This is a genomic window from Caloramator sp. mosi_1 (assembly GCF_028622835.1).
Lineage (GTDB): Bacteria > Bacillota > Clostridia > Clostridiales > Caloramatoraceae > Thermobrachium.
In genome coordinates this window covers 620,360-643,700 of record NZ_CP117677.1, presented here as the reverse complement: position 1 = coordinate 643,700, position 23,341 = coordinate 620,360, and the positions used below count along the sequence as shown (strand labels likewise).

The following is a 23,341-nucleotide window of genomic DNA, read 5'->3' as shown; positions in this document are numbered from 1 at the left end:
CCAGCAGGCGAGTGTGGGGGCAAAGACCAGGTCAGCCAGTTGATACAGCCTTTTTCATTTTAGTCTTCTATTGATAGAAGACTTTTATTTTTTATCTTTATAATTAAAAAATAAATTTTGGATAAAATAAGATTAACAAATTTATTTTATAATATATTGCTTATGTTCGATTTAAATTATAAGAAAATTAATTATCAACAACTTGTACAAAATTAAAAGTCTTATAAATAAAGTTATACACAGACTTTTACACATTATCCACAGGCATTTATCCATACTTTCCACATCGAACAAATATATTTTGTGTAGTAAAAGTACAAAAATACATAAAATAAATATAAATCTAAAGCAAAATACTAAAAATCGTCTAAAAATTTTGAAAAGGGAACTTGAACTAATTTGATAAAAATATTACAATATAATAAACAAATTCCCTTATAACATAAGGAAAGGGGTAGATTCTATGAAGTATATAATGACAGGTAAAAATGTTGCATTAACTGATGCCCTAAAGGCAACAGTAGAAAGGAAGCTTGGTAAGTTAGAAAGATATTTTACAGGAGATGTAGAAGCACACGTAACCTTAAGTGTTCAAAAACTAAACAAATAATTGAAGTAACAATACCTTTTAATGGAATGATTTTAAGAGCAGAAGAATCAACAGGCGATATGTATTCATCTATAGATAATGTGGTGGAAAAGCTTGAAAAGCAAATAATTAAACATAAAACAAAGCTTGAAAAGCAAGTAAGAGAAGGTGCTATAAAGTTTGCAGAAGTTCCAAGATATGATTTTGAAGAGGATGAAATTAACATAAAGAAGGTAAAGAGATTTTCACTAAAACCAATGAATGTTGAAGAAGCAGTTTTACAGATGGAACTTTTAGGACACGATTTCTTTGTATTTAAAAATGCAGAGACAGATGATGTTAATGTTGTATATAAGAGAAATGATGGAGCATACGGATTAATAGAACCAGAATTTTAAGAAGGGGCCTTTACGCCCCTTCTTCTCTTGGTATCTTGCTTTGAATGCTTTCTATGAGCTCACTTATATAATGCTTTGCTTCAGATAAACTCATTGCAGTTAAATCAAATGTTGAAGATAAATTTTTGCTAAGTCCTGCCTGAAGGTCTGAAATTATTAGGAGTGAATTTTCCTTGGTAGTTCCCATACGTTTTCTAAAATCCGAGTACTTTGATATATATCTTTGATAATCTCCTGTTTTACATTCTATCCATATAGGAACATCTTTAACTATAAACAGCATATCAACTTCAAAGTTATCGCCATTTGGTAGTTCCAACTGGCAGTTTTGAACAAAGGAAAAGTTATTAATTCCCTTTGCGTGAAGCTCACTAATTACAGTATTCAAAATATAGTTTTCAAGCCACCCACCTGTAAAAAGTTTATAACCCTACCAACTCTTTGGGGTGCACCTGTTATAATTCTATTTGATTTCTTGTAGGAATAATTAGATAAAAAGCATTCTTATAAAGGAGGCTGCAAAATTGAGTACAGTAGGTTATAACTTCCTGTGGCTTGTTTTGCATATTAAAAAGAAACTATTTCCGTTTGATAAAGAAGGTTTTATAGCAGCATATAATTCCCTAAGATATTCATATCTATTTCAAGATAATTAGAGAGCTTCATAAAAATATCATCATCAACATCAGTTTTATAATTCTTTATCATCATTTTTCTCGACATAATATAAGATATAGCAGCGTTTTGATTATTGATCTGAATATTATCGTTTTGAGCTTCAGAAGTTCCAGTTGGATTTAATTTTTCTATTTTAATTAAATTTTTCTTTAGTTGATTCCCCCATCAATTTTTAAATTTAAAAGTCTAATTTCTTCTCTTAGAAGTCTAACTTCTTCTACTAATTGATGAAGAAGCATATCATCCAAAAACACCCCCAACATTTGTTATTAAATATATATTCTATGTTTTTTTATAATTCCTTCTTTATAATAAAAAAATACCCACACTAAGTGGGTAGGGGAGTGGTGTATTGGGGGTTTCAAATTTCGTCAAATATCTACATATCTTTACTATTATTGTAACCTTAAAGGTGAAATTTGTCAACTAAATTTTGCTAAAAAATTTTTGTATAATAATTAATCAACATAATATTAACCTTTCAATATTGATAATGAAAGGTTTAAATGATATAATGAAATTTGTATTTAAATAAGATTATAAGAGAAGGTGAAAAAATGAGTATATTAGAAAAGATTTTTGGTACATACAGTGATAGAGAAATTAAGAGGATAATGCCGTTGGTTGAAAAAATAGAATCACTAGAATCAGAAATGTCAAAGCTTACGGATGAAGAATTGAAGAATAAAACCTACGAATTTAAAGAAAGACTGAATAATGGTGAAACTTTAGATGATATTTTACCAGAAGCTTTTGCAGTTGTTAGAGAAGCTGCCTGGAGAGTTCACGGTATGAAACATTATAGAGTTCAATTAATTGGTGGTATTGTACTTCATCAAGGTAGAATAGCAGAAATGAAGACAGGTGAAGGTAAAACACTTGTTGCTACATTGCCTGCATATTTAAATGCATTAACAGGAAGAGGAGTTCACGTAATAACCGTAAATGATTACTTAGCAAAGCGTGATAGAGATTGGACAGGTAAAATCTATGAATTTTTAGGGTTAACTGTTGGGGTTATTACCCACGAGTTAGATGCAACACAAAGAAGAGAAGCATACAACAGCGATATAACCTATGGAACCAATAATGAGTTTGGTTTTGATTATCTAAGAGATAATATGGTTATCTATAAAGAAGAAATGGTTCAAAGGGAATTAAACTATGCAATTATCGACGAAGTTGACTCAATATTAATAGACGAAGCAAGAACACCGCTTATTATCTCAGGTGAAGGTGAAAAGTCAACTTATTTTTATCAAGTTGCAGATACCTTTGTTAGAACATTATCTAAAGAAGATTATGAAGTTGATGAAAAACAACACGCTGTTATATTAACAGAAACTGGTGTTCAAAAGGCAGAAAGATTCTTTAAAATAGAAAATTACGCAGATGCAGAAAATATGGAAATACAGCATCACGTTATACAGGCATTAAAGGCCCATAAATTAATGAAGAAAGATATAGACTATGTTGTAAAAGATGGGGAAATAATAATAGTAGACGAGTTTACAGGAAGATTAATGTATGGTAGACGCTACTCCGATGGTTTGCATCAGGCTATTGAAGCAAAGGAAGGTGTTAAGGTTCAAAGCGAATCTAAAACACTTGCAACTATTACCTTCCAAAATTACTTTAGATTATATAACAAAATAGCAGGTATGACAGGTACTGCACAAACAGAAGAAAGTGAATTTAGGGAAATTTATGGGTTAGATGTTATTGTAATACCGACAAATAAACCTGTTATCAGAAGGGATTATCCAGATATTGTATATAAAACAGAATTTGCAAAATTTAATGCCATTGCAAATGAAATTGTTGAAACATATAAAAAGGCCAGCCTGTACTTGTTGGTACAATAAGCATTGAAAAGTCAGAGTTACTTTCAGATATGTTAAAGAAAAGAGGGATACCTCATCAGGTGCTTAATGCAAAGTATCACGAAAAGGAAGCAGAAATAGTTGCAAATGCTGGTCAAAGGGAATGGTTACAATTGCGACTAATATGGCAGGTCGTGGTACTGATATAAAGCTTGGAGAGGGCGTTGCTGAACTTGGTGGACTTAAGATAATAGGTACAGAAAGACACGAATCAAGAAGAATTGATAACCAATTAAGAGGACGTTCAGGACGTCAGGGAGACCCTGGAGAATCAAGATTTTATATATCCCTTGAAGATGACTTAATGCGTCTATTCGGTTCTGAAAAGATTAAAAATTTAGTTGAAAAATTAGGAATGCCAGATGATGAACCAATTGAGAGTAAGATGGTTACAAATGCAATTGAACAGGCACAAAAGAAAGTTGAAGGAAACAACTTTGAAATAAGAAAAGCCCTTTTACAATATGACAACGTAATGAATAAACAAAGAGAGATAATTTACAACCAAAGAAGACAGGTTCTTGAGGGTGAAAATCTTCGCGATACAATATTCAAGATGATAGGGGATATTGTAGATGCGGCGATAAATTCACATATATCAGATGATAGACATAAGGAAGAATGGGATTTAAAAGGATTAATTAACTACTTTGTAGATGTATTTAATATTTCAGAAAAGATTAATATAGATGAATTTGAGTCATTAAGTAAAGATGAAATAAGAGAAAAACTATTAAGTATTGCAAATAAAGTATATGAAAATAAAGAAAAGGACTTTGAGGATGATAAAATCAGAGAGATTGAAAGAATAGTTCTTTTAAGAACAGTTGACGTTAAGTGGATGGATCATATCGATGCAATGGACCACTTAAAGCAAGGTATAGGGCTTAGAGCATATAGACAAAGAGATCCAATATATGAATACCAAATTGAAGGTATGAATATGTTTGATGAAATGATATACAGTATAAAGGAAGATACTTTAAGATTTTTATGTAGATTAAAGCCAGAAAAAGAGGTAAAGAGAGAAAGAGTAGCAAAGGAAACATCAACAAACTATGATGAGTCAGTAAAAAGACTCCAGTAAAGAAGGAAAAGGAAATAGGAAGAAATGAACTATGTCCTTGTGGCAGTGGCAAAAATACAAACATTGTTGTGGAAGAAATAAATAATAGGGAAGGTGATTATAGTGCACGTAATGTTTGAAGAACACTATGCAGCAATTAATCCAATGAGGGAAGCACTAAAGGAAATGGGGCTTCTCTTTGACATCGCCAGTTTAAAGAGCGAGATTGAAAACTTGGAGAATAAAATGAATGACCCAAGCTTTTGGGATGATCCTCAAAATGCTCAGGTTGTTACTCAAAAGCTAAAATCCTTAAAGGATAAGGTAGAAAGATATGAAGACCTTGTAAGAAGGGTTGATGACCTTGAGGTTTTAATTGAACTATCCGACGAAGTAGAGGACTTAGATGCATTAGATGAAATAGTTCAGGAAAGAAAAGAAATAGAAAAGAAAATAGAGGATTTTAAGATAGAAATACTTCTATCAGGTGAATACGATAAAAATAATGCAATACTTACAATACACGCAGGTGCTGGTGGAACAGAGGCCTGCGATTGGACATCAATGCTTTTAAGACTCTATACAAGATGGGCAGAAAAGAAGGGTTACAAGGTTGAGGTTGTTGATATGCTTCCAGGTGATGAAGCAGGAGTTAAGAGTGTTACCCTTGAAATAAAGGGAGAATATGCCTATGGATATTTAAAGGCAGAAAAAGGTGTTCACAGATTGGTTAGAATTTCTCCCTTTGATGCAGCAGGTAAAAGGCATACGTCCTTTGCATCAGTCGAAGTTCTGCCAGAAATTACACCTGAACAGGATATTGATATAAGGGCTGAGGATTTAAAGGTAGACACTTATCGTTCAGGTGGTGCAGGTGGACAGTACGTAAACAAGACAGAGTCAGCGATTAGAATTACGCATATACCAACAGGTATTGTAGTTCAATGTCAGACAGAACGTTCACAGCACGCAAACCGTGATAGAGCAATGAAGATGTTAAAATCAAAACTGATAGAACTTAAAGAGAGAGAACACAAGGAAAAGATAGAAGACTTAACTGGAGACCTAAAGGATATCGGATGGGGAAGCCAAATAAGATCCTATGTATTCCAACCATATACTCTTGTTAAAGACCATAGAACAGGTGTTGAAATTGGTAATGTTCAAGCAGTTATGGATGGAGAAATAGATGAGTTTATAAATGCTTTCCTAAAGGGTCAAACAGCAAATGGTAGTACTGATATAGAGTAATTTAAAGCCACATTAAGGATTAACATCCTTAATGTGGCTTTAGACTATATGGTTAGATTAGCCTCTTTAGGATTGATATGCTCTCACTATGGTAGGTTTTGGGGGTGTTTCAATAAATAGTTTGAGCAGACAACATAAAATCCGTGTTTTTCAAAGAAGGCTACAGATGAGTCGAGGCAGTCGATTAATATAGGGAGTACCCCTTTAGTTCTAAAGGAATTGATTATATCCATTAAAAGCATAGAACCAAAACCTCTATTTTGATAATCTCTATCTACAGCGATTTTTATTATATATCCAAAACCAAGTGTATAATTTAGTTTGTATATACTGTAACCTATACAATTGTTTTCATAAATACACAGTGTAATTTTTATATAGGGGTCTTTAGACATTTCGATTATATGATGGGGCTGTAGTTTAAAAATATCACTAAAGAAGCTGTTATCTATGTCAATTAGATTTTTAGAATAAATGTTGGAATAGGGTATAAAATAGCAGCTAGGTATATTATTTTTTATCTCATAGTTTTTTTAATCATAGTATTAAGTTTAAAGACAGGGTAGAAATTCATTTGTTTAAATAATTCTAATTTGTTTTCTGGTATATTTGCTATATAAATATCTTCATTAAACAAATCTAAATAAGGCTTTAACATATCAACAAGTTCATCATAGTCCTTTATCAAATATCTAATTATTAAACTGTCATAGTACCTAACAGGATATGAAAAATGAATAGGGATTAATATCAGAAACTACCATATATCCATCATTGTATATGTTATAAAGTTCCTCTTCAGTAATATAACTTGGCTTATGTTTTATAATCCTTTTAAAATCTAAAATTGTGGCAAAATGAGCCATAATATCACTCTCTTTTACTTATTACAAGATATATTGATTGGAGTATTATGAATGCAATAATATAACCTATAATTATTGAACTAAAGGAAAACTCACTAATTATTGGATTGTAAACTAATTTAGTACGACTCTCAAGATATATATTGACTGCATTAAAAACATCCCCAAATCTATCAATATCAATATTTTCTATTGTATCTTTAGGGGTATGGATTTTGCTTGTATCATCGTGTATAAAGGTAACAGCTTTTATATCTTTATAGCAGAAGGGTGCGTGGTCGCTGTTGTCTTGATAGATACTTTTGCATTTTATTTTATCCTTTAGAAGTCCTAAAATATTTCTTGAAAAATTACTTCTATTGCTGGAGGATAAAATGCTTAAGGGTACATCCTGTTTTGAACCCACCATATCAAAATTAATAACCTCTGCATCCTTTAAATCAACTTTACTATTTTTAACAAAGTATGAAGAGCCAATAAGTCCAACTTCTTCTGCATTAAAGGCAATAAATATGATATTTCTATCATAGTTTGTATTTTTAAGAGCCCTTGCTACTTCAAGTAAGAATGCAACTCCAGAAGCATTATCAAGAGCACCTGGGTATATTACACCATCTGCATCAAATCCAACGTGGTCAAGATGTGCAGAGAAAATTAATGGAGGAAGAGTTTTATCCTTTCCTTCCTTTATTCCAACAATATTACTAACCTTAACCTTTTTATAGTTCACTGGGCTTTTTATTTCAATATAGTATCCCTGCCTTTTAAATTGCTCAAGCTCCCTTAAAACATTTGTCTGAACAGAAATTTTAATAAGTCCTTCTTTATAATCCATCTGTTCCTTGTAGGGACTTCTAAACCTCATCATTCTATCAAAGGAATAAATAACAGCCTTTACACCCTGTTTTAACAATCTCTTATCATAATCATAGCTACTTATACTTTCGCTTGTAATCCTTGTTTCAAACTTAATAGAAGTGTCATCAAGCTTAGTTAATATCTTTCCTCCCTGAGATAATCCAGATATTATTTCTTTAAAGTCATCTCCATATCTGTATTCTTTAACAAGTTTTTTTCATTGTCAAAAACCTTAAGGGTGCATTCACCCTCGATTAAAGGAACAAAAACCTCAAAGCTCTGCCTAAAATCAGTATAAAGAGGTTTTAGACCAATCCTTTTAAACTCTGTAGCAATATAATCCTCTGCAAGTTTATTTCCTTTATCACCTGAAAGCCTTCCTCGATATTTATCAGAAGATAGTTCCTTTGTTATTTCATATACATTTTGCTTGTTAAACTTTATTGGAGTGAAGGAAGTAGATAAAAGACATATAAATAATAAAATTACTGCAGCAAATTTTTTCATAAAATCACCTCGTATAATTATATGAAAAGTTTTTATAATTTAGGCTAAATTAAGAGGAACCTTTTGTAAAAATATAGATATTATAGTTATAGAAAACATAAAAGAGGTGATTAAATGTTCCCTATAAACGATAGCCTGTGGATTATCTATACTCAAGATGGACTACCTATAACTGCCGTACCAAACAATGCATCTCCTTGTTCAACAGATATTGTAGGAGACTTACTAAATCCAGCAGCATATTACTATATTGACCCTATTACAGAGGAGGAAAGGGATGTATGTTTTAGAATGCGACTAAATGATACACCTCTTAAAAACGTATCAGGAGACTTTAAAGAATTTGTTTGGGGAGTTTTTATTAATTTTGGATCAGGCTTAAAGTATACTTTTACAATAGATACAAGCGGTGCAAACTATAGACTTTTAATTACAAATCCCTTTGGAGTAATTATATATAATGTTCCGGTTGTGCTTGGTACAAATGTTAGGGTGATAAAGGCAACTACACAGTTTGCGTGTGGAAAAACTCCAAATGATGACTATTTTTTAGACTTTAGGGCACCTTTATCGGCCTTTGAAGGATTTAACTTCGATACAACTGTATTTAGTCTATGTTATTTTACTTCGACACAAAATCTAATCTTGATTAAGGACATAATTTGTGGTGATGAAATAAATAAGGGACTTCAACCTGAAGTAATGTTAAAAAGGAAATAACAGAGGGTCCTGTTTATCCAGAGTGCATAAGGCCAGAAGAAGAGAGAACTTGGAAATATACACTAACAGTTATTAACACATCAGAATCAACTGCAGAAGGATTGATTGTTAAAGATGTTATTAATGCAGAATTAGAGTTGGAAGATACAGATGTATCACTAACTCCAAGTCTTGGCTCGGCAGATTTTGATGAGAATATGTCTACAGTTACGTGGGATATAGGAGACCTTGGTTCAGGTAATACTGCAACACTTGAGGTAGAGATAACAGGTGCATTTAAATATCCTGGATTTAAAATTATAAATTTTGCAACATTAACTGGTGATAATATAGAACCCGTTGGTCCTGTGAGTGATATGGGTGTTTGTGTTAATGAAGAGGGAGGCCAAATAGAATTAACAAAAACATTAACTGAAGGACCTACTGAAATCAATGCTTGTAAAAGGGATTATTGGGAGGTAAATATAACAATAAAAAATATTTCAGAAGTTAAGATATATGATGCAAAAGTAGTAGATGAGTTAAATAAATATTTTGTATTTACAGATGGAGTTCCAACCTTTTATTCTTCAGCAGGTACAGTTTTTACGATACAGATACAAGTACAATTGTTTGGAGTGTTGGAGATTTAGATCCAGATCAACAGGAAAACTTAAGGATAGAATTTAATGGATATTTTATACTTCCAGGTCTACAGTATCTAAATGAAGCACGTGCCTCTGCTTTAAATGCAGAAACGACTGATGTTGTAAGAGATGAGGGAGTTTTGGTTAAAGCGGTATATGATGATATACAAATAAATCTTTCAGGGAAAATATTAGATTGTAAAACAAAAGAGTTATTATCCGATGTAAGAGTAAAAGTGTATAGGGAATGTAATTTAATTATGAGTGAAGTTTTTAGCCAAGAATATAGTTTTAATCTTCCAGTTGGGGTTTATACAATTATATTTGAGAAGGATGGATATTATAAGAAATTTATTGCACCAATCATATATACAGATGAATATATAATTTACGACGTAAGACTTTTGAAAAAGAAGTTGTTGACAGTGAATTTGAAGATAACTTAGATATATATGCTGATAAAATAATAGAAAGAATAGATGGCAATATTATATTAAACCAAATTGTATGCTTACACGAAAAATATGCTTTAGAATGTGGTAGCGATGTAGTAGATAAATTTGAATATAGAGTTTTTGACAACAAGATTATTTTAAAGTTTATAATAGAAAAAATATAATTTACAAACACGAAGGAAAAGATTTAATGATTAATTTACTTGAATACTCAATTTGTTATCCATTAGAAGAAAAAATTTGTGAAAGAGAATTTAAATATAAATATAGGGTTAATAAGTTTAAATTATGTAGAGACTTTAGTAAACTATATAACTTCTGTGATATAGAATTTAAAGGATTCTTTGTAGAACCTATGGATATATTAGTAAAAGGGCAAGTAGAAGGAGATTGCTAAGAGTTATCCACTGAATTTCAGGCTTATCCACAATTCCTGTGGATAAGCCTGTGGAATAATATGTGAAAAAATGTGGAAGAAATTTGGATAAAAAACGATGTGTATAATATGTGGACAAGCTTGTGGATATTGTTGAAAACTTTTTCGAATATTTGAAAAATCATTATTTTTTAAATAAATAATATACTATAATAGTATTAAGATATAAGGTGGGGTTTTATGGGAGACAACATAGATAAACAGATAGACGATTTTATTAAAAGGCTATCTGAAAGATTTGAAACTGTTGATGATGATTGTGAATTTGATGATTGCTTTAATGAGTTTGTAAAGGAAAGTATTGAAGGTGGCATAAAAGATAAGAGGGTTTTATATAATCCTTGTAATGCCTGTAGAAAAAGCAGGTAATTATTGATGCTTATAATAAGATATGCAATAGAGAATATATACCACCTTATGTTGATGAGGATTGCAGAAATTATAAACTGGCACTTGTTGCAGAAAAGGTTGAAGAGGAGATTTTAGTCAATGTCTTTGAATATTTAATATTTAGAGTAAGTATAAGGGAAATAATAGAAAAAATAGATGATGTTGAATGGAGATGTAAGGCGGAAGATATACTAATATCTACAGGATATGATAAGTTTATAGAAATAAACTTTGGAAGATTTAATAAGAGGCAGATAATCAGGATGCTTTACAATGTAAACTATGTTCCCTTTGATGCAGATAGAAAAAGAACGCTGACAGAGAAGGAATGCATAACAATGATAAAGTACTATATTGTTGTTGCATTAAGGGATAAGGTAAATGAGAGTTTATTAAAAATATTAAGGTTGATTGAGCTTGAACTTGAATATAAGATAGCAGTTGTAGAGGATGAAATAAGATATATAATAAAATGCATACTTCAGGAGATTTTAATTACCCCAATTCAATCAAATAATTACAATATAAACTCCTTTAATGTGGTTGGAGCCTTAACAGAGCTTTTTAAAATATTTGATGGGGTTGTTATAAATGGTACAGTAGCAGCCAATGGAAAACACGATCAGAGAAATGACTTTAAGCATTTTAGAAATACAATTGAAAAATATGAAAGGGCAATTAGGGTGTCCTTTGATTTGTTAACTAAAAAGATAAAGCAGTATGGAGAACTTATTGAACAGAGAAGATATATTGTAGGAATAACAGGTATTTGTGAAAGACCGAATGTATTTCCTAAAAATGGTGGAGATAAGGATATAATTGTTCCTCCAAAACCTATTATAATTTTAAATCCTGAGGAAAAATAGGTTGTCTTTTTTGATATATAATGTAAATTATTATTGTAATATATACTTTAAAGAGGTGTAAATATATGGGAGATGGGCCTTATAGTAGTATAAAATAGACCACAAGGGTGCACGTTATTCTGCACCCTTGTGGGTGTGGAAGGGAGTGCACAGTATGATAAAGATTTATAAGACAGTTCAAGATAATACTACAGTTGAAGTAGAAGCAATTGAAAAGGGATGTTGGATTAATATAATTAATCCAACAGATACTGAGCTTGAATATGTATCAAATAAAACAGGTATTATGGTTGATTTTTTAAAATCAGCATTAGATGAAGAAGAAAGTTCACGTTTAGAAATTGAAGATGAGCAATATTTATTTATTTTTGATATTCCATTTATTGATGTTGAAAACAAAAATTAAATTATTATACAATACCACTTGGAATTGTACTAAATAATGATTATATTGTAACAATATGCCTTGAGGAAAATAAGATACTTGAAGATTTTTCAAAGGGAAAAATCAAAAGCTTTTACACTTATAAAAAGTCAAGATTTATACTTCAAATACTCTTTAGAATATCAACCTACTATTTAAATTATCTAAAGCAAATAGATAAAACAAGTTCAGTAATAGAGGCAAGGCTTCACAGGTCGATGAAAAATAAAGAGCTTATACAGCTTCTTGAATTAGAAAAGAGCCTTGTGTATTTTTCAACATCTCTTAAGGCAAATGAGATAACTCTTGAAAAGATGTTAAAGCTTGATATGATAAATAGATATCCAGAAGACCAGGATGTTCTTGAGGATGTTATAATAGAAAATAAACAGGCAATAGAGATGGCAAATATATACAGTAATATACTAAGTGGAACAATGGATGCCTTTGCGTCAATTATTTCTAATAATTTAAATATAGTTATGAAGTTTTTAGCATCTATTACAATAGTTATATCTATTCCATCAGTTTTTGCAGGACTTTGGGGAATGAATGTACCTGTTCCTTTTGCTGAAAATCCCTATGGTTTTTATTTTGTGCTTTTAATTACAGCTTTTGCAACAGGTATTGCAACATATTATTTAGCAAAAAAGGATATGTTTTAAAAGTTAGGCCTTGGCCTAACTTTTGTATTTATTGTTGTTTTTTGTTTAATTTTTGTATAAAATATAGATAATTTAGTAAAAGTTTAGTATAATAAAGTAAAAATGTTTAAAAAGAGGGTTATTATGACGAAAAGAGAATTATGGCTGGGGCATATATTGATTTCTTTATTAGTCATTGTTGCGTTCGTAATTAGTAAGTTTTATTGGACTGATATACACTTTATAAATATAATAAATTCTATTGAAGCCTCTATCTATATTGTATCTTCGTATTTATGCTACAGAGCGTATAAAAAATAAAAATTAATTATTTCTTAAATCTAATGTTTTTTTAATATTTTCACTGATAGGTGATTTGCTTACGGTATATAGTAATAGCAATATATATCATATTTTTATTTCATAGCCTACATCAATGTATTTTTAGCACTTGATAAACTATACAAAAACTTTATGCTCTTTAGATTTAATAAATCAATATTAATAGATGCATTAATATTTTGCTATACCTTTATATACTCAACGTTGTTAATTTTTTCAAACAATATTTTAAAGGAATTTTCTTATGAAATAGTCTATGTACTGTTTGATGTAATACTATTGTTTTATATAGTTATGAATGCTTTGAAGATGACCTCTGAAATTAAGATAAGAAGACACGTAATGTACGTTATTGCCTCATTGGTGTTTTACTTTGTTGCAGACTTAATTTATTTTATAATAGGTTCTAATATAAATAATGCCTATACAGCCTTTGCAGATATACTGTACTGTTATACAGGTATAAGCATTACATTTGGAGTATATCATCTTCTTAAAAGGGTATGGAGGATACCATAACCTCATATATTAAGTCTTCATTAAAGACAAGAAACTTAGAAGTTTATTTTGCTTGGATGTACAGTATATTACTTTTAATTTTTGTAATCTCCTTCATTAAATTAAATAGTAATTTGAATTTGAACATTGAAAATATCGGTATATATATAGTTATTTTTTCTTTAATGGTATTAAGAATGTTTGCAAATATCAAGACAATAACAAATAATGTAAAGTGGTTTGAATATGAAAATATATTTGATAAACTTACTCAATTTTATAAAAGAGAAAAGCTACCAGATATTTTAAATAAGATAAAAATGTTTAAACATAGGGTATATCCTATATCATTAATTCTTATAGATATTGACGAGATGCAGGCATACAATTCAAAATACGGCATACAAGAAGGAGATAATAGAATAAGAACTATATCTTTAATAATAGATAGATTTTTAGGCCAGGATTCAATATGTATAAGATATGGAGGAGATGAGTTTTTAATCATATTTTTAAATAAACAGGAGAAGGAAATAAAGGATAGAATATGTAAATTGACAAGGTATGTAGCAGAACAAAACAAAATTTTAAAGGAAAAAATAGGATTTACCTTCTACAATCTAACATTAAATGAACACACGAATTTAGAAAAGGCATTATATAATGTAGAAATAAAGTTGTCCCAAAAGAGATTATCAAAAAACATATGGTAAATGAACTGATTAAAGAAAAGAATAGAGAGAAGTTAGAAGAACAGCAGATTGAGGTGTTAAAGAGTTTTCTAAAGATTGTTCAGTTAAAGGACAGCTATACAGAGGGACACTCAAGCAGGGTTGCAGAATATGCAACACTTATAGCAAAGGAGATGAACCTACCTGAAAACCAAATAAAAACAATTTATACTGCAGGACTTCTCCACGATATAGGTAAGATTTTAGTTCCTACTGAAATATTAAATAAGAATGGACCATTAACACAGGATGAATTGAGTATAATATCCAAACATCCTATATACGGATATGAGATAGTAACTTCATTAAATATATTAAAGGATGTGGCACCTTTAATTAGATATCATCACGAAAGATATGATGAAGCAAAGGAAGGCTTTTCTGGGTATCCAAAGGAAAGGTTTGGAGAAGAGATACCACTTGGTGCCAGAATACTTGCGGTTGCAGACAGCTTTGATGCAATGATAACAGATAGACCTTATAGAAAGGGTATGTCAATAGAAAAGGCAGTTAAAATTTTAAAGGAAGAATCAGGAAAACAATTCGATGCAAAAGTAGTTAATGCATTTTTAAGGATTATTGAGATTGCAATGAGTTATGAATAAAGGAATGATTAAATGAAAAGTCCTACTCTCACGATGGTTTCATTCGAGATAGTAGGACTTTTTATCTTGTTAAAAATTGATAAAACATATTAAACAGCCTTTAGAAATTTTTTAGTTGGTATTTTTATAGTCGAAATAATTTTTATAATTATTAGATACTATAGCTAATTTGTATTACAACAGAATATAAAAATTCTTTTATTTATAGCTTTTACATATACTAAAAGAAAGTTTTTAAAACATATTTAGGTTTTAGCTGATATATAACAGCTTCTGCTATTTTAAAATTATTGTAACAAACATTGAAATGATGATGTATATATGATATATTACTTTAGTCAAATTGTTTAAAAATTGTGTCAAATTTGTTAAATTTGTAACAAACTAATTTTTGTTGACATTTAATAACATTGAATTAGATATTTTTTTAGTTTATAATTAAATTGTTTGAAAATTACAAATTAAAAGTTTATTATGGTTAATGACTTTGTTCATTAGCCAATAATATATAATCAAATATGCCATAAAAATAACAAGCAAGGGGTGTGAATCTGATGAATCAACAAAATTGCTGCTGCTGTGGCGGAAATCACGTTGATGAAAGACTGGAAAAAGTAATGAAGGTAATTGAAGAACATAAGACAGTAAAGGGTGGCCTTATACCAGTATTACACGAAATACAGGATACATATGGCTATCTACCAGAGGACATTTTAAAGATAGTTTCAAAGGAACTTGATATTCCAATGGCAGAAATCTTTGGTGTTGCTTCCTTCTATTCATATTTCTCACTTGAACCAAAGGGAGAACACATAATAAGAGTTTGTCTTGGAACAGCTTGCTATGTAAAGGGAGCTCAAGGTCTAATTGATAGAATAAGCAAGGAGCTTAATGTAGAAGTTGGGAAAACAACAGAGGACGGAAAGTTTACACTCGAAGCTACAAGATGTCTTGGAGCTTGTGGACTTGCACCTGTAATGGTTATAGGTGAAAAGGTTTATGGAAGAATTACTCCAGATGATATTCCAAACATTTTAAAAGAATATCAAGAAAAATAAGGAGATATTATGAGGGAGCTTTCGCTTCATATAATGGATATAATTGAAAATTCAATTAGTGCAAATGCAACGCTCATTGAACTTTATATTGAAGAAGACACTTCTAAAAATATCCTTACTATAAAAATAAAGGATAATGGTAAGGGTATAGAGGAAGAAATGTTAAAGAATATAACGGACCCTTTTGTTACATCAAGAACAACAAGAAGAGTTGGCTTGGGTCTATCTTTATTTGAAAGCACCTGTTTAAGATGTAATGGAAGTTTAAAGGTATATTCTATGGTTAATGTAGGAACAGAAGTTGTGGCGACGATGGAACATAATAATATAGACAGGCCACCACTTGGAAGGATTGAGGATACTGTAGTATCGGTTTTGTTAAATCCAAAAATAGATTTACTTTACCAACACACAGTAAATGATAAAAAGTTTGTACTTGATTCAAGAGAGATTAAAAGGATACTTGGAAGTGAAGATATAAGCAGTCCTGAGGTACTTTTGTGGATAAAAGAATATATAAAAGAAAATTTAAAAGAAATTAGTGGAGGTGCCTTCTAATGAAAACAATACAAGAATTAGAAGAAATCAGAAAAAGGACCCTTGATAAGGTTAACCAAAGAAAGGATAGAACAACAACAAGAATAGTTGTTGGTATGGCAACTTGCGGTATTGCAGCAGGTGCAAGACCTGTTTTACTTGCAATTATGGAAGAGGTTGAAAAATTAGGACTTACTGATGTTGTAGTTGCTCAGACTGGATGTATAGGTCTTTGCAAGATGGAGCCAATTGTTGAGGTAATAAAGCCAGGTGAAGAAAAGGTAACTTATGTAAAGATGGATGCTGAAAAGGCAAGAAGAATAGTAAGAGAACACATTAAGGATGGAAATGTTGTAGAAGAATACACAATGCACGTTATCCAAGGAAAGATTTTAAACGATTATAAGGTAGAAAAAGAGTGATTGGAGGGAAAAGAATGGCTTTCTATCGTTCACAGGTTTTAGTTTGTGGTGGTACAGGCTGTACATCATCAGATTCAATGAAGATTTTAGAAAAGTTTAAGGAAGAAGTAAAAAAGCATAATATAGAAAATAGAATAGAGATAGTAAGAACAGGATGCTTCGGTCTTTGTGAGTTAGGTCCTGTAGTTATTGTATATCCTGAAGGAGCTTTCTATTCAAGAGTAAAGGTTGAAGATGTTGAAGAGATAGTAGCAGAACACCTTGTAAAAGGTAGACCAGTTAAGAGACTTTTATATACTGAAACAATAGATGAAGGAAGAATAAAGTCACTAAATGAAACAGGATTTTATAAAAAGCAAGAGAGAATTGCACTTAGAAACTGCGGTGTAATAGACCCTGAAAACATAGATGAATATATCGCCTTTGATGGATATAAGGCACTTGCTAAGGTTTTAACTACAATGACCCCAGAACAAGTAATTGAAGAAGTTAAAAAGTCAGGTCTAAGAGGTAGAGGAGGCGGCGGTTTCCCAACAGGATTAAAGTGGGAATTTACTGCAAAGTCAAAGGCAGACCAAAAATATGTTGTATGTAATGCAGACGAAGGTGACCCAGGTGCATTTATGGATAGATCAATACTTGAAGGAGACCCACATTCAGTACTTGAGGCTATGGCAATTGCAGGATATGCAATAGGTGCAAATCAAGGATATATTTATGTTAGAGCAGAGTATCCAATAGCTGTTCAAAGATTAAAGGTAGCTATAAAGCAAGCAAGAGAATATGGACTACTTGGAAAGAATATATTTGGAACAGATTTCAGCTTTGACATAGAAATAAGACTTGGTGCTGGTGCCTTTGTATGTGGTGAAGAAACTGCACTTATGAACTCAATAGAAGGTAGACGTGGTATGCCAAATCCAAAGCCACCATTCCCAGCACAATCAGGACTTTGGGAAAAACCAACCCTAATTAACAACGTTGAAACTTATGCAAATATACCTCCAATCATTGTAAGAGGTGGAGAATGGTTTGCTTCAAAGGGAACAGAAAAGAGCAAGGGAACAAAGGTTTTCGCACTTGGTGGTAAGATAACTAACACAGGACTTGTTGAAGTTCCAATGGGTATAACTCTAAGAGAAGTTATCTATGAAATAGGTGGAGGAATTCCAAACGGAAAGAAGTTTAAGGCTGTCCAAACAGGAGGTCCATCAGGTGGATGTCTAACAGCAGAACACTTAGATACTCCTATTGAATATGATACACTAACAGCACTTGGCTCAATGATGGGTTCAGGTGGTATGATTGTAATGGATGAAGACACTTGTATGGTAGACGTTGCAAGATTTTATCTTGACTTTACAAGAGATGAATCCTGTGGAAAGTGTACTCCTTGTAGAATTGGTACTAAGAGAATGCTTGAAATATTAGATAGAATTGTTGAAGGAAAGGGTACTTTAGAAGACCTTGATAAGCTTGAAGAATTAGGAAAGCAAATAAAGGCTGCTTCGCTATGTGGTCTTGGACAAACAGCACCAAATCCAGTTTTATCAACACTTAAGCACTTTAGAGATGAATATGTCGCACACGTTGTGGACAAGAAGTGCCCAGCTGGAGTATGTCAAGCACTACTACAATACACAATTATTGAAGAGAAGTGTAAGGGATGTAGCCTATGTGCAAGACAATGTCCAGTAAATGCAATTTCAGGACAAGTTAAGAGTCCGTTCAAGATTGACCAAGACAAGTGTATTAAGTGTGGTGCTTGTATAGATAAGTGTCCATTTAAGGCAATAGTTAAGAAATAGGAGGTACAAGGAACAATGGAAATGGTAAAGTTAACTATAGATGGAATCGAAGTAGAAGTACCAAAAGGAACGACAGTAATTGAAGCGGCAAGACAAATAGGCATAAATATACCAAGCCTTTGCTACTTAAAGGGTGTTAGCCATACATCAAGCTGTAGAGTATGCGTAGTTGAAGTTGGACCAAGACTTATAGCATCTTGTACTTTACCTTGTGAAAACGGAATGGAAGTTAAAACAAACACTCCTAAGGTAAGAGAAGCAAGAAGAACTGTTGTTGAGCTTCTACTTTCAAACCACAAGAGAGAATGTACATCCTGTAATAGAAGTGAAAACTGCGAACTTCAAACTCTTTCAAAGGAACTTAATGTAAGAGATATAAGATTTGAAGGAGAAAGAATAAACTACGAAATAGATAGTTCTTCACCTTCTCTTGTTAGAGACCAAGAAAAGTGCGTTCTTTGTGGAAGATGTATAAATACTTGTAAGAACGTACAAACTGTAGGTGCAATTGATTTTTCAAGAAGAGGATTTAATACAAGAGTATCAACTGCATTAGATAGAGATATAGCTGAAACAGTATGTGTAAACTGCGGACAATGTATAATGGCTTGTCCAGTTGGTGCTTTGACTGAAAAGGAAAACATAAAGGACGTATGGAAGGCACTTGCTGACCCAGAAAAGTTTGTTGTTGTTCAAACTGCACCAGCTGTAAGAGTAGCACTTGGTGAAGAATTTGGAATGCCAATAGGAACAAGAGTAACTGGAAAGATGGCAGCGGCATTAAGAAGATTAGGATTTGATAAGGTATTCGACACAGATTTTGCAGCAGACCTTACAATAATGGAAGAGGGAACAGAACTTCTTTCAAGACTTGAAAAGGGAGAAAGACTTCCACTTATGACAAGCTGCTGTCCAGGATGGGTTAAGTTTGTAGAACATTTCTATCCTGAACTTATAGACAATCTATCAACTTGTAAGTCACCACACGAGATGGAGGGTGCTATAATTAAGCACTACCTTGCTGAAAAGCTTGGTGTTGACAAGAAGAATGTTGTTGTTGTTTCAATAATGCCTTGTGTTGCTAAGAAGTTTGAAGGACAAAGAGAAGAACTATCAAACGATAATCTACAAGATGTAGACTATGTACTAACTACAAGAGAACTTGCTCAAATGATAAAGGAAGCAGGAATAGACTTTGTAAAGCTACCAGATGAAGAATTTGATAATCCACTTGGAGAATCAACAGGTGCTGCAGTAATATTTGGTGCAACAGGTGGAGTTATGGAGGCTGCTTTAAGAACAGTTTATGATATTCTATCAGGAGAAGATTTAAAAGACATAGACTACGTTCAAGTAAGAGGAACAGCTGGAATAAAGGAAGCAGAACTTACTCTACCAAATGGAAAGACAGTAAGAGCAGCAGTTGCCCACGGACTTTCAAATGCAAGAGAGCTTATGGAACTTGTAAAGAGTGGAGAAAAGCACTACGACTTTATAGAAGTTATGGCTTGTCCTGGCGGATGTGTAACAGGTGGTGGACAACCAATAGTAGACTCAAGAACTCAAGCTTGCATAGATGTTAAGGCAGAAAGAGCAAAGGCAATCTACGATGAAGATAAGGATATGCCAATAAGAAAGTCCCATAAGAATCCATATATAATAAGACTATATGAAGAATTCTTAGGAAAGCCAAACAGCCATAAGGCACACGAACTTCTTCATACTCACTATGTAAAGAGAGATAGATTCTAATTGTTATATTGTGTAAATTACATTAGTGTGATAAAATAGTATTAGAGATATCCGCTGAAGTGGTTTTACTGCTTGAGGGGATAAAATAGAGTATCCTGATTGCAAAGACTATTCTGAGCAAGAGGGGAAGGAATGTAGAAAGACTTATATTATTAGGCCTATATATGCCTTCCAGCTTTTGCTGGAGGGCATTTTAGTTTTACTAAGGAGGTTTAATATGGAAAAGAGGCTTGGAATTGTTGGTATAGTTGTTGAAGATTTACAAAGAGCAGAGGACGTTAATTCAATTCTTCACGAATTTAGCAGTGTAATAATTGGTAGAATGGGAATACCCTATAGAGATAGAGGCGTATCTGTCATTTCACTAATCGTAGATGGAACGACAGATGAGATTAGTGCAATGACAGGTAAGCTTGGAAAAATAAAGGGTGTAAGTGTAAAATCAGCATTAACTAAGAAATAGGTGATAATATGAAGGATTTAATATACAAAATAGTTGAAGGATATGAGCCAACATTAGAGGAAATGGAAGGGATACTTTCTTTAAATGAAGAAGATGCAGAATTTTTATTTAAAGTAGCTGATGAAGTAAAGAAAAAGTACTTTGGCAATGAAATTCACATAAGGGGAATTATCGAATTTTCAAGCTACTGCAGAGCAGACTGCTACTACTGTGGATTAAGATGCAGTAACAAAAATTGCCAAGATACCGAATGGAAAAGGATGAAATAGTAGAATGTGCTAAAGAGGCTGTAGATGCAGGGTACAAAAGTTTAGTTCTGCAGTCTGGAGAGGATTTATACTATACAAAGGAAATTTTAGGTGAAATAGTCGAGAAAATAAAGGAGTATGCAGATGTTGCAATTACTTTAAGCATCGGTGAGAGAAACTTTGAAGAATATGAGTATTTAAAGAAAAAAGGTGCAGACAGATTTTTAATGAAGCACGAAACAGCAGATGAAAAATTGTACAACAGCCTTCACCCTCATTCAAATTTTAGAAATAGAGTAGGCTGCCTTAGAGATTTAAAAAATTAGGCTACCAAGTTGGAAGCGGATTTATGATAGGGCTTCCAGGTCAGACTGTAAGAACTGTTGCAAAGGATATAATGCTCCTAAAGGAACTTGATGTTGATATGGCGGGAATAGGCCCATTTATACCACATAAGGATACACCCCTTGGAAAATACGATGCTGGAAGTGCCTTTTTAACTGTAAAGGCGGTTGCACTTACAAGAATCCTTCTAAAAGGCCGCATCTTCCTGCAACAACTGCCCTTGGGGTATTGAATACAAGATATAAGGATAAGGTGTTCTTTGCAGGTGCTAATGTAATAATGCAGAAGGTTGAGCCACATAAGTATAGAAGATTATATGAAATTTATCCAAAGGAAATAAATAATGAAAAAGCATAAAAGAAGAAAGAATTGCATTAGAAAATTATCTAATAAGTTTAGGACTTGAAGTTTCAGATAGTAGAGGGGATGCCCTCATAATTTAGGAGGTATTAAAATGGAAACTGTAAAGCAAACCTTTATAAATGACAATGAGATTTATGCAATATTAGATGAAGCAAAAGATAAGGCAAGGGATAGACAATATGTTTTTAACATATTAGAAAAGGCAAGGGAAGCAAAGGGGCTATCACCATTAGAGGTTGCTGTTTTACTAAATATAGAGGATAAAGAACTTTTAGATAGAATGTTTAAGATGGCAAAGGAAATAAAGGAAAAGATATATGGTAGAAGAATAGTTTTATTTGCACCACTTTATGTAAGCAACTATTGTGTAAATGAGTGTGAATATTGCGGATATAAGCATTCTAACTGTTCCTTTAAGAGAAAGAAGCTAACTATGAGTGAACTAATTGAAGAGGTTAAGGTATTAGAGTCACTCGGACACAAAAGACTTGCCCTTGAGGCAGGAGAAGATCCTCAAAACTGTCCGATTGAATATATTTTAGACTGTATAAGAACGATATATTCAATTAAATTTGACAATGGAAGCATAAGAAGAATAAATGTAAATATTGCAGCAACAAGCGTTGAAAACTATAGAAAATTAAAGGAGGCAGAAATAGGAACATATATATTGTTCCAAGAAACATATCACAGAGAAACCTACGAAAAGATGCACAAAAAGGACCAAAGCATAACTATGACTACCATACAACAGCAATGGATAGAGCTATGGAGGGCGGCATTGATGATGTAGGTCTTGGGGTTTTATACGGACTTTACGATTTTAAATATGAAACAGTTGCAATGCTACTTCACGCACAGCACCTTGAAGAGAAATTTGGAGTTGGCCCTCATACAGTTTCAGTTCCAAGACTTAAAAAGGCAGAGGGTGTTGACTTAGATAGATTCCCTTATTTAGTATCAGATGAAGATTTTAAGAAGATTGTAGCAGTTTTAAGATTATCGTTACCCTATACAGGAATGATTTTATCAACAAGGGAGGAACCTAAGTTTAGGGATGAAGTAATTGCACTTGGTATTTCACAGATAAGTGCAGGTTCCTGCACAGGTGTTGGAGGATATGTGGAATATTATAAGGGAGAACACCACGATGATGAAAAGCCACAGTTTGAGGTAGGGGACCACCGTTCACCACTTGAAATCATAAAAAGTCTTATGAGGGGTGGATATATTCCAAGCTACTGTACTGCTTGCTATAGAGAAGGTAGAACTGGAGATAGATTTATGCGTCTTGCAAAGACAGGACAGATAAACAATGTATGTCAGCCAAATGCTCTAATTACCCTTAAGGAGTTTCTTCTTGACTATGGGGATGATGAGGCAAGAAAATTAGGTGAAGAAGTAATAAAGAGGGAACTTGACACAATCCCTAACGAAAGGGCAAAGGAAGCAGCAATCAAAATGCTTCAAAGAATTGAAAAGGGAGAGAGAGACTTAAGATTCTAAGGAGGA

26 protein-coding genes and 4 pseudogenes are annotated in these 23,341 nt (G+C 32.3%); 24 read left to right on the top strand and 6 right to left on the bottom strand.

From position 1 onward, the window contains the following. Positions 1-463: 463 nt before the first annotated feature. A pseudogene (hpf, locus tag PL321_RS04530) lies at positions 464-987 on the top strand (ribosome hibernation-promoting factor, HPF/YfiA family). Positions 988-997: 10 nt separating this feature from the next. Here the strand turns inward: hpf and PL321_RS04525 are convergent. Next, positions 998-1,375 carry a hypothetical protein gene (locus PL321_RS04525; RefSeq protein WP_273963627.1) on the bottom strand — a complete coding sequence of 126 codons (378 nt, stop codon included), beginning with the start codon at positions 1,373-1,375 and terminating at the stop codon, positions 998-1,000. A gap of 847 nt (positions 1,376-2,222) precedes the next feature. Between PL321_RS04525 and secA the strand changes: the two are divergent. Both secA and prfB read left to right on the top strand, forming a co-directional pair. Next, positions 2,223-4,720 (top strand): annotated as a pseudogene (secA, locus tag PL321_RS04520) (preprotein translocase subunit SecA). Between the two features lie 26 nt (positions 4,721-4,746). Then, complete coding sequence (gene prfB, locus PL321_RS04515; RefSeq protein ID WP_273964399.1) at positions 4,747-5,865, top strand: peptide chain release factor 2; 1,119 nt, start codon at positions 4,747-4,749, stop codon at positions 5,863-5,865. Between the two features lie 86 nt (positions 5,866-5,951). On the opposite strand, the gene PL321_RS04510 is transcribed toward prfB, so the two are convergent. The 5 genes from PL321_RS04510 to PL321_RS04490 form a co-directional block, all read right to left on the bottom strand. Continuing rightward, complete coding sequence (locus PL321_RS04510; RefSeq protein WP_337961077.1) at positions 5,952-6,317, bottom strand: GNAT family N-acetyltransferase; 366 nt, start codon at positions 6,315-6,317, stop codon at positions 5,952-5,954. 65 nt (positions 6,318-6,382) lie between these two features. Further along, positions 6,383-6,553, bottom strand: a complete 171-nt coding sequence (locus PL321_RS04505; RefSeq protein WP_273963625.1) for a hypothetical protein — start codon at positions 6,551-6,553, stop codon at positions 6,383-6,385. 28 nt (positions 6,554-6,581) lie between these two features. Then, positions 6,582-6,731 (bottom strand): hypothetical protein, encoded by a 150-nt coding sequence (locus tag PL321_RS04500; protein ID WP_273963624.1) that lies wholly within the window; start codon positions 6,729-6,731, stop codon positions 6,582-6,584. Between the two features lie 4 nt (positions 6,732-6,735). Then, complete coding sequence (locus PL321_RS04495; protein WP_273963623.1) at positions 6,736-7,644, bottom strand: M28 family metallopeptidase; 909 nt, start codon at positions 7,642-7,644, stop codon at positions 6,736-6,738. A gap of 113 nt (positions 7,645-7,757) precedes the next feature. Next, complete coding sequence (locus tag PL321_RS04490) at positions 7,758-8,096, bottom strand: hypothetical protein (RefSeq protein WP_273963622.1); 339 nt, start codon at positions 8,094-8,096, stop codon at positions 7,758-7,760. Positions 8,097-8,210: 114 nt separating this feature from the next. Between PL321_RS04490 and PL321_RS04485 the strand changes: the two genes are divergently transcribed. From PL321_RS04485 to hydG, 21 genes and pseudogenes are all read left to right on the top strand, one after another. Further along, positions 8,211-8,816, top strand: coding sequence for a hypothetical protein (locus PL321_RS04485; protein WP_273963621.1), 606 nt, complete (start codon positions 8,211-8,213; stop codon positions 8,814-8,816). Further along, positions 8,813-9,448 (top strand): DUF11 domain-containing protein, encoded by a 636-nt coding sequence (locus tag PL321_RS04480; protein ID WP_337961076.1) that lies wholly within the window; start codon positions 8,813-8,815, stop codon positions 9,446-9,448. Before PL321_RS04485 ends, PL321_RS04480 begins: the two co-directional genes overlap by 4 nt. 134 nt (positions 9,449-9,582) lie before the next feature. Continuing rightward, positions 9,583-9,888, top strand: a complete 306-nt coding sequence (locus PL321_RS04475; RefSeq protein WP_273963620.1) for a carboxypeptidase-like regulatory domain-containing protein — start codon at positions 9,583-9,585, stop codon at positions 9,886-9,888. A 199-nt stretch (positions 9,889-10,087) separates the two neighbouring features. After that, positions 10,088-10,294, top strand: a complete 207-nt coding sequence (locus PL321_RS04470) for a hypothetical protein (RefSeq protein ID WP_273963619.1) — start codon at positions 10,088-10,090, stop codon at positions 10,292-10,294. 219 nt (positions 10,295-10,513) lie between these two features. Then, positions 10,514-10,702: a hypothetical protein gene (locus PL321_RS04465; RefSeq protein WP_273963618.1), complete on the top strand. Its 189-nt coding sequence runs from the start codon at positions 10,514-10,516 to the stop codon at positions 10,700-10,702. Between the two features lie 284 nt (positions 10,703-10,986). Beyond that, the gene (locus PL321_RS04460; RefSeq protein WP_273963617.1) at positions 10,987-11,589 is read left to right on the top strand and encodes a hypothetical protein; all 603 of its coding nucleotides are present in this window, start codon (positions 10,987-10,989) and stop codon (positions 11,587-11,589) included. 154 nt (positions 11,590-11,743) lie between these two features. Further along, positions 11,744-12,678, top strand: a pseudogene (locus PL321_RS04455) (magnesium transporter CorA family protein). A 453-nt stretch (positions 12,679-13,131) separates the two neighbouring features. Beyond that, positions 13,132-13,518 carry a hypothetical protein gene (locus PL321_RS04450; RefSeq protein WP_273963615.1) on the top strand — a complete coding sequence of 129 codons (387 nt, stop codon included), beginning with the start codon at positions 13,132-13,134 and terminating at the stop codon, positions 13,516-13,518. After that, positions 13,503-14,210 (top strand): GGDEF domain-containing protein, encoded by a 708-nt coding sequence (locus PL321_RS04445; protein ID WP_273963614.1) that lies wholly within the window; start codon positions 13,503-13,505, stop codon positions 14,208-14,210. Before PL321_RS04450 ends, PL321_RS04445 begins: the two co-directional genes overlap by 16 nt. Continuing rightward, positions 14,204-14,833, top strand: a complete 630-nt coding sequence (locus tag PL321_RS04440; protein WP_273963613.1) for an HD-GYP domain-containing protein — start codon at positions 14,204-14,206, stop codon at positions 14,831-14,833. The genes PL321_RS04445 and PL321_RS04440 overlap by 7 nt, the downstream gene beginning before the upstream one ends. 554 nt (positions 14,834-15,387) lie before the next feature. Continuing rightward, entirely contained in the window at positions 15,388-15,891 is a 504-nt protein-coding gene (gene nuoE / locus PL321_RS04435; protein ID WP_273963612.1) for an NADH-quinone oxidoreductase subunit NuoE, read from the top strand. Between the two features lie 9 nt (positions 15,892-15,900). Continuing rightward, the gene (locus PL321_RS04430) at positions 15,901-16,449 is read left to right on the top strand and encodes an ATP-binding protein (protein WP_273963611.1); all 549 of its coding nucleotides are present in this window, start codon (positions 15,901-15,903) and stop codon (positions 16,447-16,449) included. After that, a complete protein-coding gene (locus PL321_RS04425; RefSeq protein WP_273963610.1) occupies positions 16,449-16,850 on the top strand; it encodes a (2Fe-2S) ferredoxin domain-containing protein in 402 nt (133 codons plus the stop codon). The genes PL321_RS04430 and PL321_RS04425 overlap by 1 nt, the downstream gene beginning before the upstream one ends. Positions 16,851-16,864: 14 nt before the next feature. Continuing rightward, positions 16,865-18,658 (top strand): NADH-quinone oxidoreductase subunit NuoF, encoded by a 1,794-nt coding sequence (nuoF, locus tag PL321_RS04420; RefSeq protein ID WP_273963609.1) that lies wholly within the window; start codon positions 16,865-16,867, stop codon positions 18,656-18,658. 15 nt (positions 18,659-18,673) lie between these two features. Then, positions 18,674-20,410 (top strand): NADH-dependent [FeFe] hydrogenase, group A6, encoded by a 1,737-nt coding sequence (locus tag PL321_RS04415; RefSeq protein WP_273963608.1) that lies wholly within the window; start codon positions 18,674-18,676, stop codon positions 20,408-20,410. Between the two features lie 217 nt (positions 20,411-20,627). Continuing rightward, on the top strand, positions 20,628-20,873 hold the full coding sequence (locus PL321_RS04410) for a TM1266 family iron-only hydrogenase system putative regulator (RefSeq protein ID WP_273963607.1): 246 nt from the start codon (positions 20,628-20,630) through the stop codon (positions 20,871-20,873). 8 nt (positions 20,874-20,881) lie between these two features. Further along, positions 20,882-21,142: a hypothetical protein gene (locus tag PL321_RS04405; protein ID WP_273963606.1), complete on the top strand. Its 261-nt coding sequence runs from the start codon at positions 20,882-20,884 to the stop codon at positions 21,140-21,142. Then, positions 21,124-21,447 (top strand): radical SAM protein, encoded by a 324-nt coding sequence (locus PL321_RS04400; RefSeq protein WP_273963605.1) that lies wholly within the window; start codon positions 21,124-21,126, stop codon positions 21,445-21,447. The genes PL321_RS04405 and PL321_RS04400 overlap by 19 nt, the downstream gene beginning before the upstream one ends. A gap of 23 nt (positions 21,448-21,470) precedes the next feature. Further along, positions 21,471-21,698, top strand: a complete 228-nt coding sequence (locus PL321_RS04395) for a hypothetical protein (RefSeq protein ID WP_273963604.1) — start codon at positions 21,471-21,473, stop codon at positions 21,696-21,698. Beyond that, complete coding sequence (locus tag PL321_RS04390; protein ID WP_273963603.1) at positions 21,695-21,823, top strand: hypothetical protein; 129 nt, start codon at positions 21,695-21,697, stop codon at positions 21,821-21,823. The genes PL321_RS04395 and PL321_RS04390 overlap by 4 nt, the downstream gene beginning before the upstream one ends. A 97-nt stretch (positions 21,824-21,920) precedes the next feature. Continuing rightward, a pseudogene (gene hydG / locus PL321_RS04385) lies at positions 21,921-23,335 on the top strand ([FeFe] hydrogenase H-cluster radical SAM maturase HydG). The last annotated feature ends 6 nt before the right edge of the window (positions 23,336-23,341 follow it).

Excerpts from the sequence above, each read along its gene's own strand:
- PL321_RS04490 (WP_273963622.1), bottom strand. The coding sequence starts at position 8,096 with ATGAAAAAATTTGCTGCAGTAATTTTATTATTTATATGTCTTTTATCT.
- nuoF (WP_273963609.1), top strand. The coding sequence starts at position 16,865 with ATGGCTTTCTATCGTTCACAGGTTTTAGTTTGTGGTGGTACAGGCTGT.
- PL321_RS04430 (WP_273963611.1), top strand. The coding sequence starts at position 15,901 with ATGAGGGAGCTTTCGCTTCATATAATGGATATAATTGAAAATTCAATT.
- PL321_RS04415 (WP_273963608.1), top strand. The coding sequence starts at position 18,674 with ATGGAAATGGTAAAGTTAACTATAGATGGAATCGAAGTAGAAGTACCA.
- nuoE (WP_273963612.1), top strand. The coding sequence starts at position 15,388 with ATGAATCAACAAAATTGCTGCTGCTGTGGCGGAAATCACGTTGATGAA.
- PL321_RS04400 (WP_273963605.1), top strand. The coding sequence starts at position 21,124 with ATGGAAAAGGATGAAATAGTAGAATGTGCTAAAGAGGCTGTAGATGCA.
- PL321_RS04500 (WP_273963624.1), bottom strand. The coding sequence starts at position 6,731 with ATGGCTCATTTTGCCACAATTTTAGATTTTAAAAGGATTATAAAACAT.
- PL321_RS04485 (WP_273963621.1), top strand. The coding sequence starts at position 8,211 with ATGTTCCCTATAAACGATAGCCTGTGGATTATCTATACTCAAGATGGA.
- PL321_RS04470 (WP_273963619.1), top strand. The coding sequence starts at position 10,088 with ATGATTAATTTACTTGAATACTCAATTTGTTATCCATTAGAAGAAAAA.
- prfB (WP_273964399.1), top strand. The coding sequence starts at position 4,747 with ATGTTTGAAGAACACTATGCAGCAATTAATCCAATGAGGGAAGCACTA.
- PL321_RS04460 (WP_273963617.1), top strand. The coding sequence starts at position 10,987 with ATGCTTTACAATGTAAACTATGTTCCCTTTGATGCAGATAGAAAAAGA.
- PL321_RS04440 (WP_273963613.1), top strand. The coding sequence starts at position 14,204 with ATGGTAAATGAACTGATTAAAGAAAAGAATAGAGAGAAGTTAGAAGAA.
- PL321_RS04395 (WP_273963604.1), top strand. The coding sequence starts at position 21,471 with ATGATAGGGCTTCCAGGTCAGACTGTAAGAACTGTTGCAAAGGATATA.
- PL321_RS04425 (WP_273963610.1), top strand. The coding sequence starts at position 16,449 with ATGAAAACAATACAAGAATTAGAAGAAATCAGAAAAAGGACCCTTGAT.
- PL321_RS04405 (WP_273963606.1), top strand. The coding sequence starts at position 20,882 with ATGAAGGATTTAATATACAAAATAGTTGAAGGATATGAGCCAACATTA.
- PL321_RS04410 (WP_273963607.1), top strand. The coding sequence starts at position 20,628 with ATGGAAAAGAGGCTTGGAATTGTTGGTATAGTTGTTGAAGATTTACAA.
- PL321_RS04450 (WP_273963615.1), top strand. The coding sequence starts at position 13,132 with ATGCTCTTTAGATTTAATAAATCAATATTAATAGATGCATTAATATTT.
- PL321_RS04465 (WP_273963618.1), top strand. The coding sequence starts at position 10,514 with ATGGGAGACAACATAGATAAACAGATAGACGATTTTATTAAAAGGCTA.
- PL321_RS04445 (WP_273963614.1), top strand. The coding sequence starts at position 13,503 with ATGGAGGATACCATAACCTCATATATTAAGTCTTCATTAAAGACAAGA.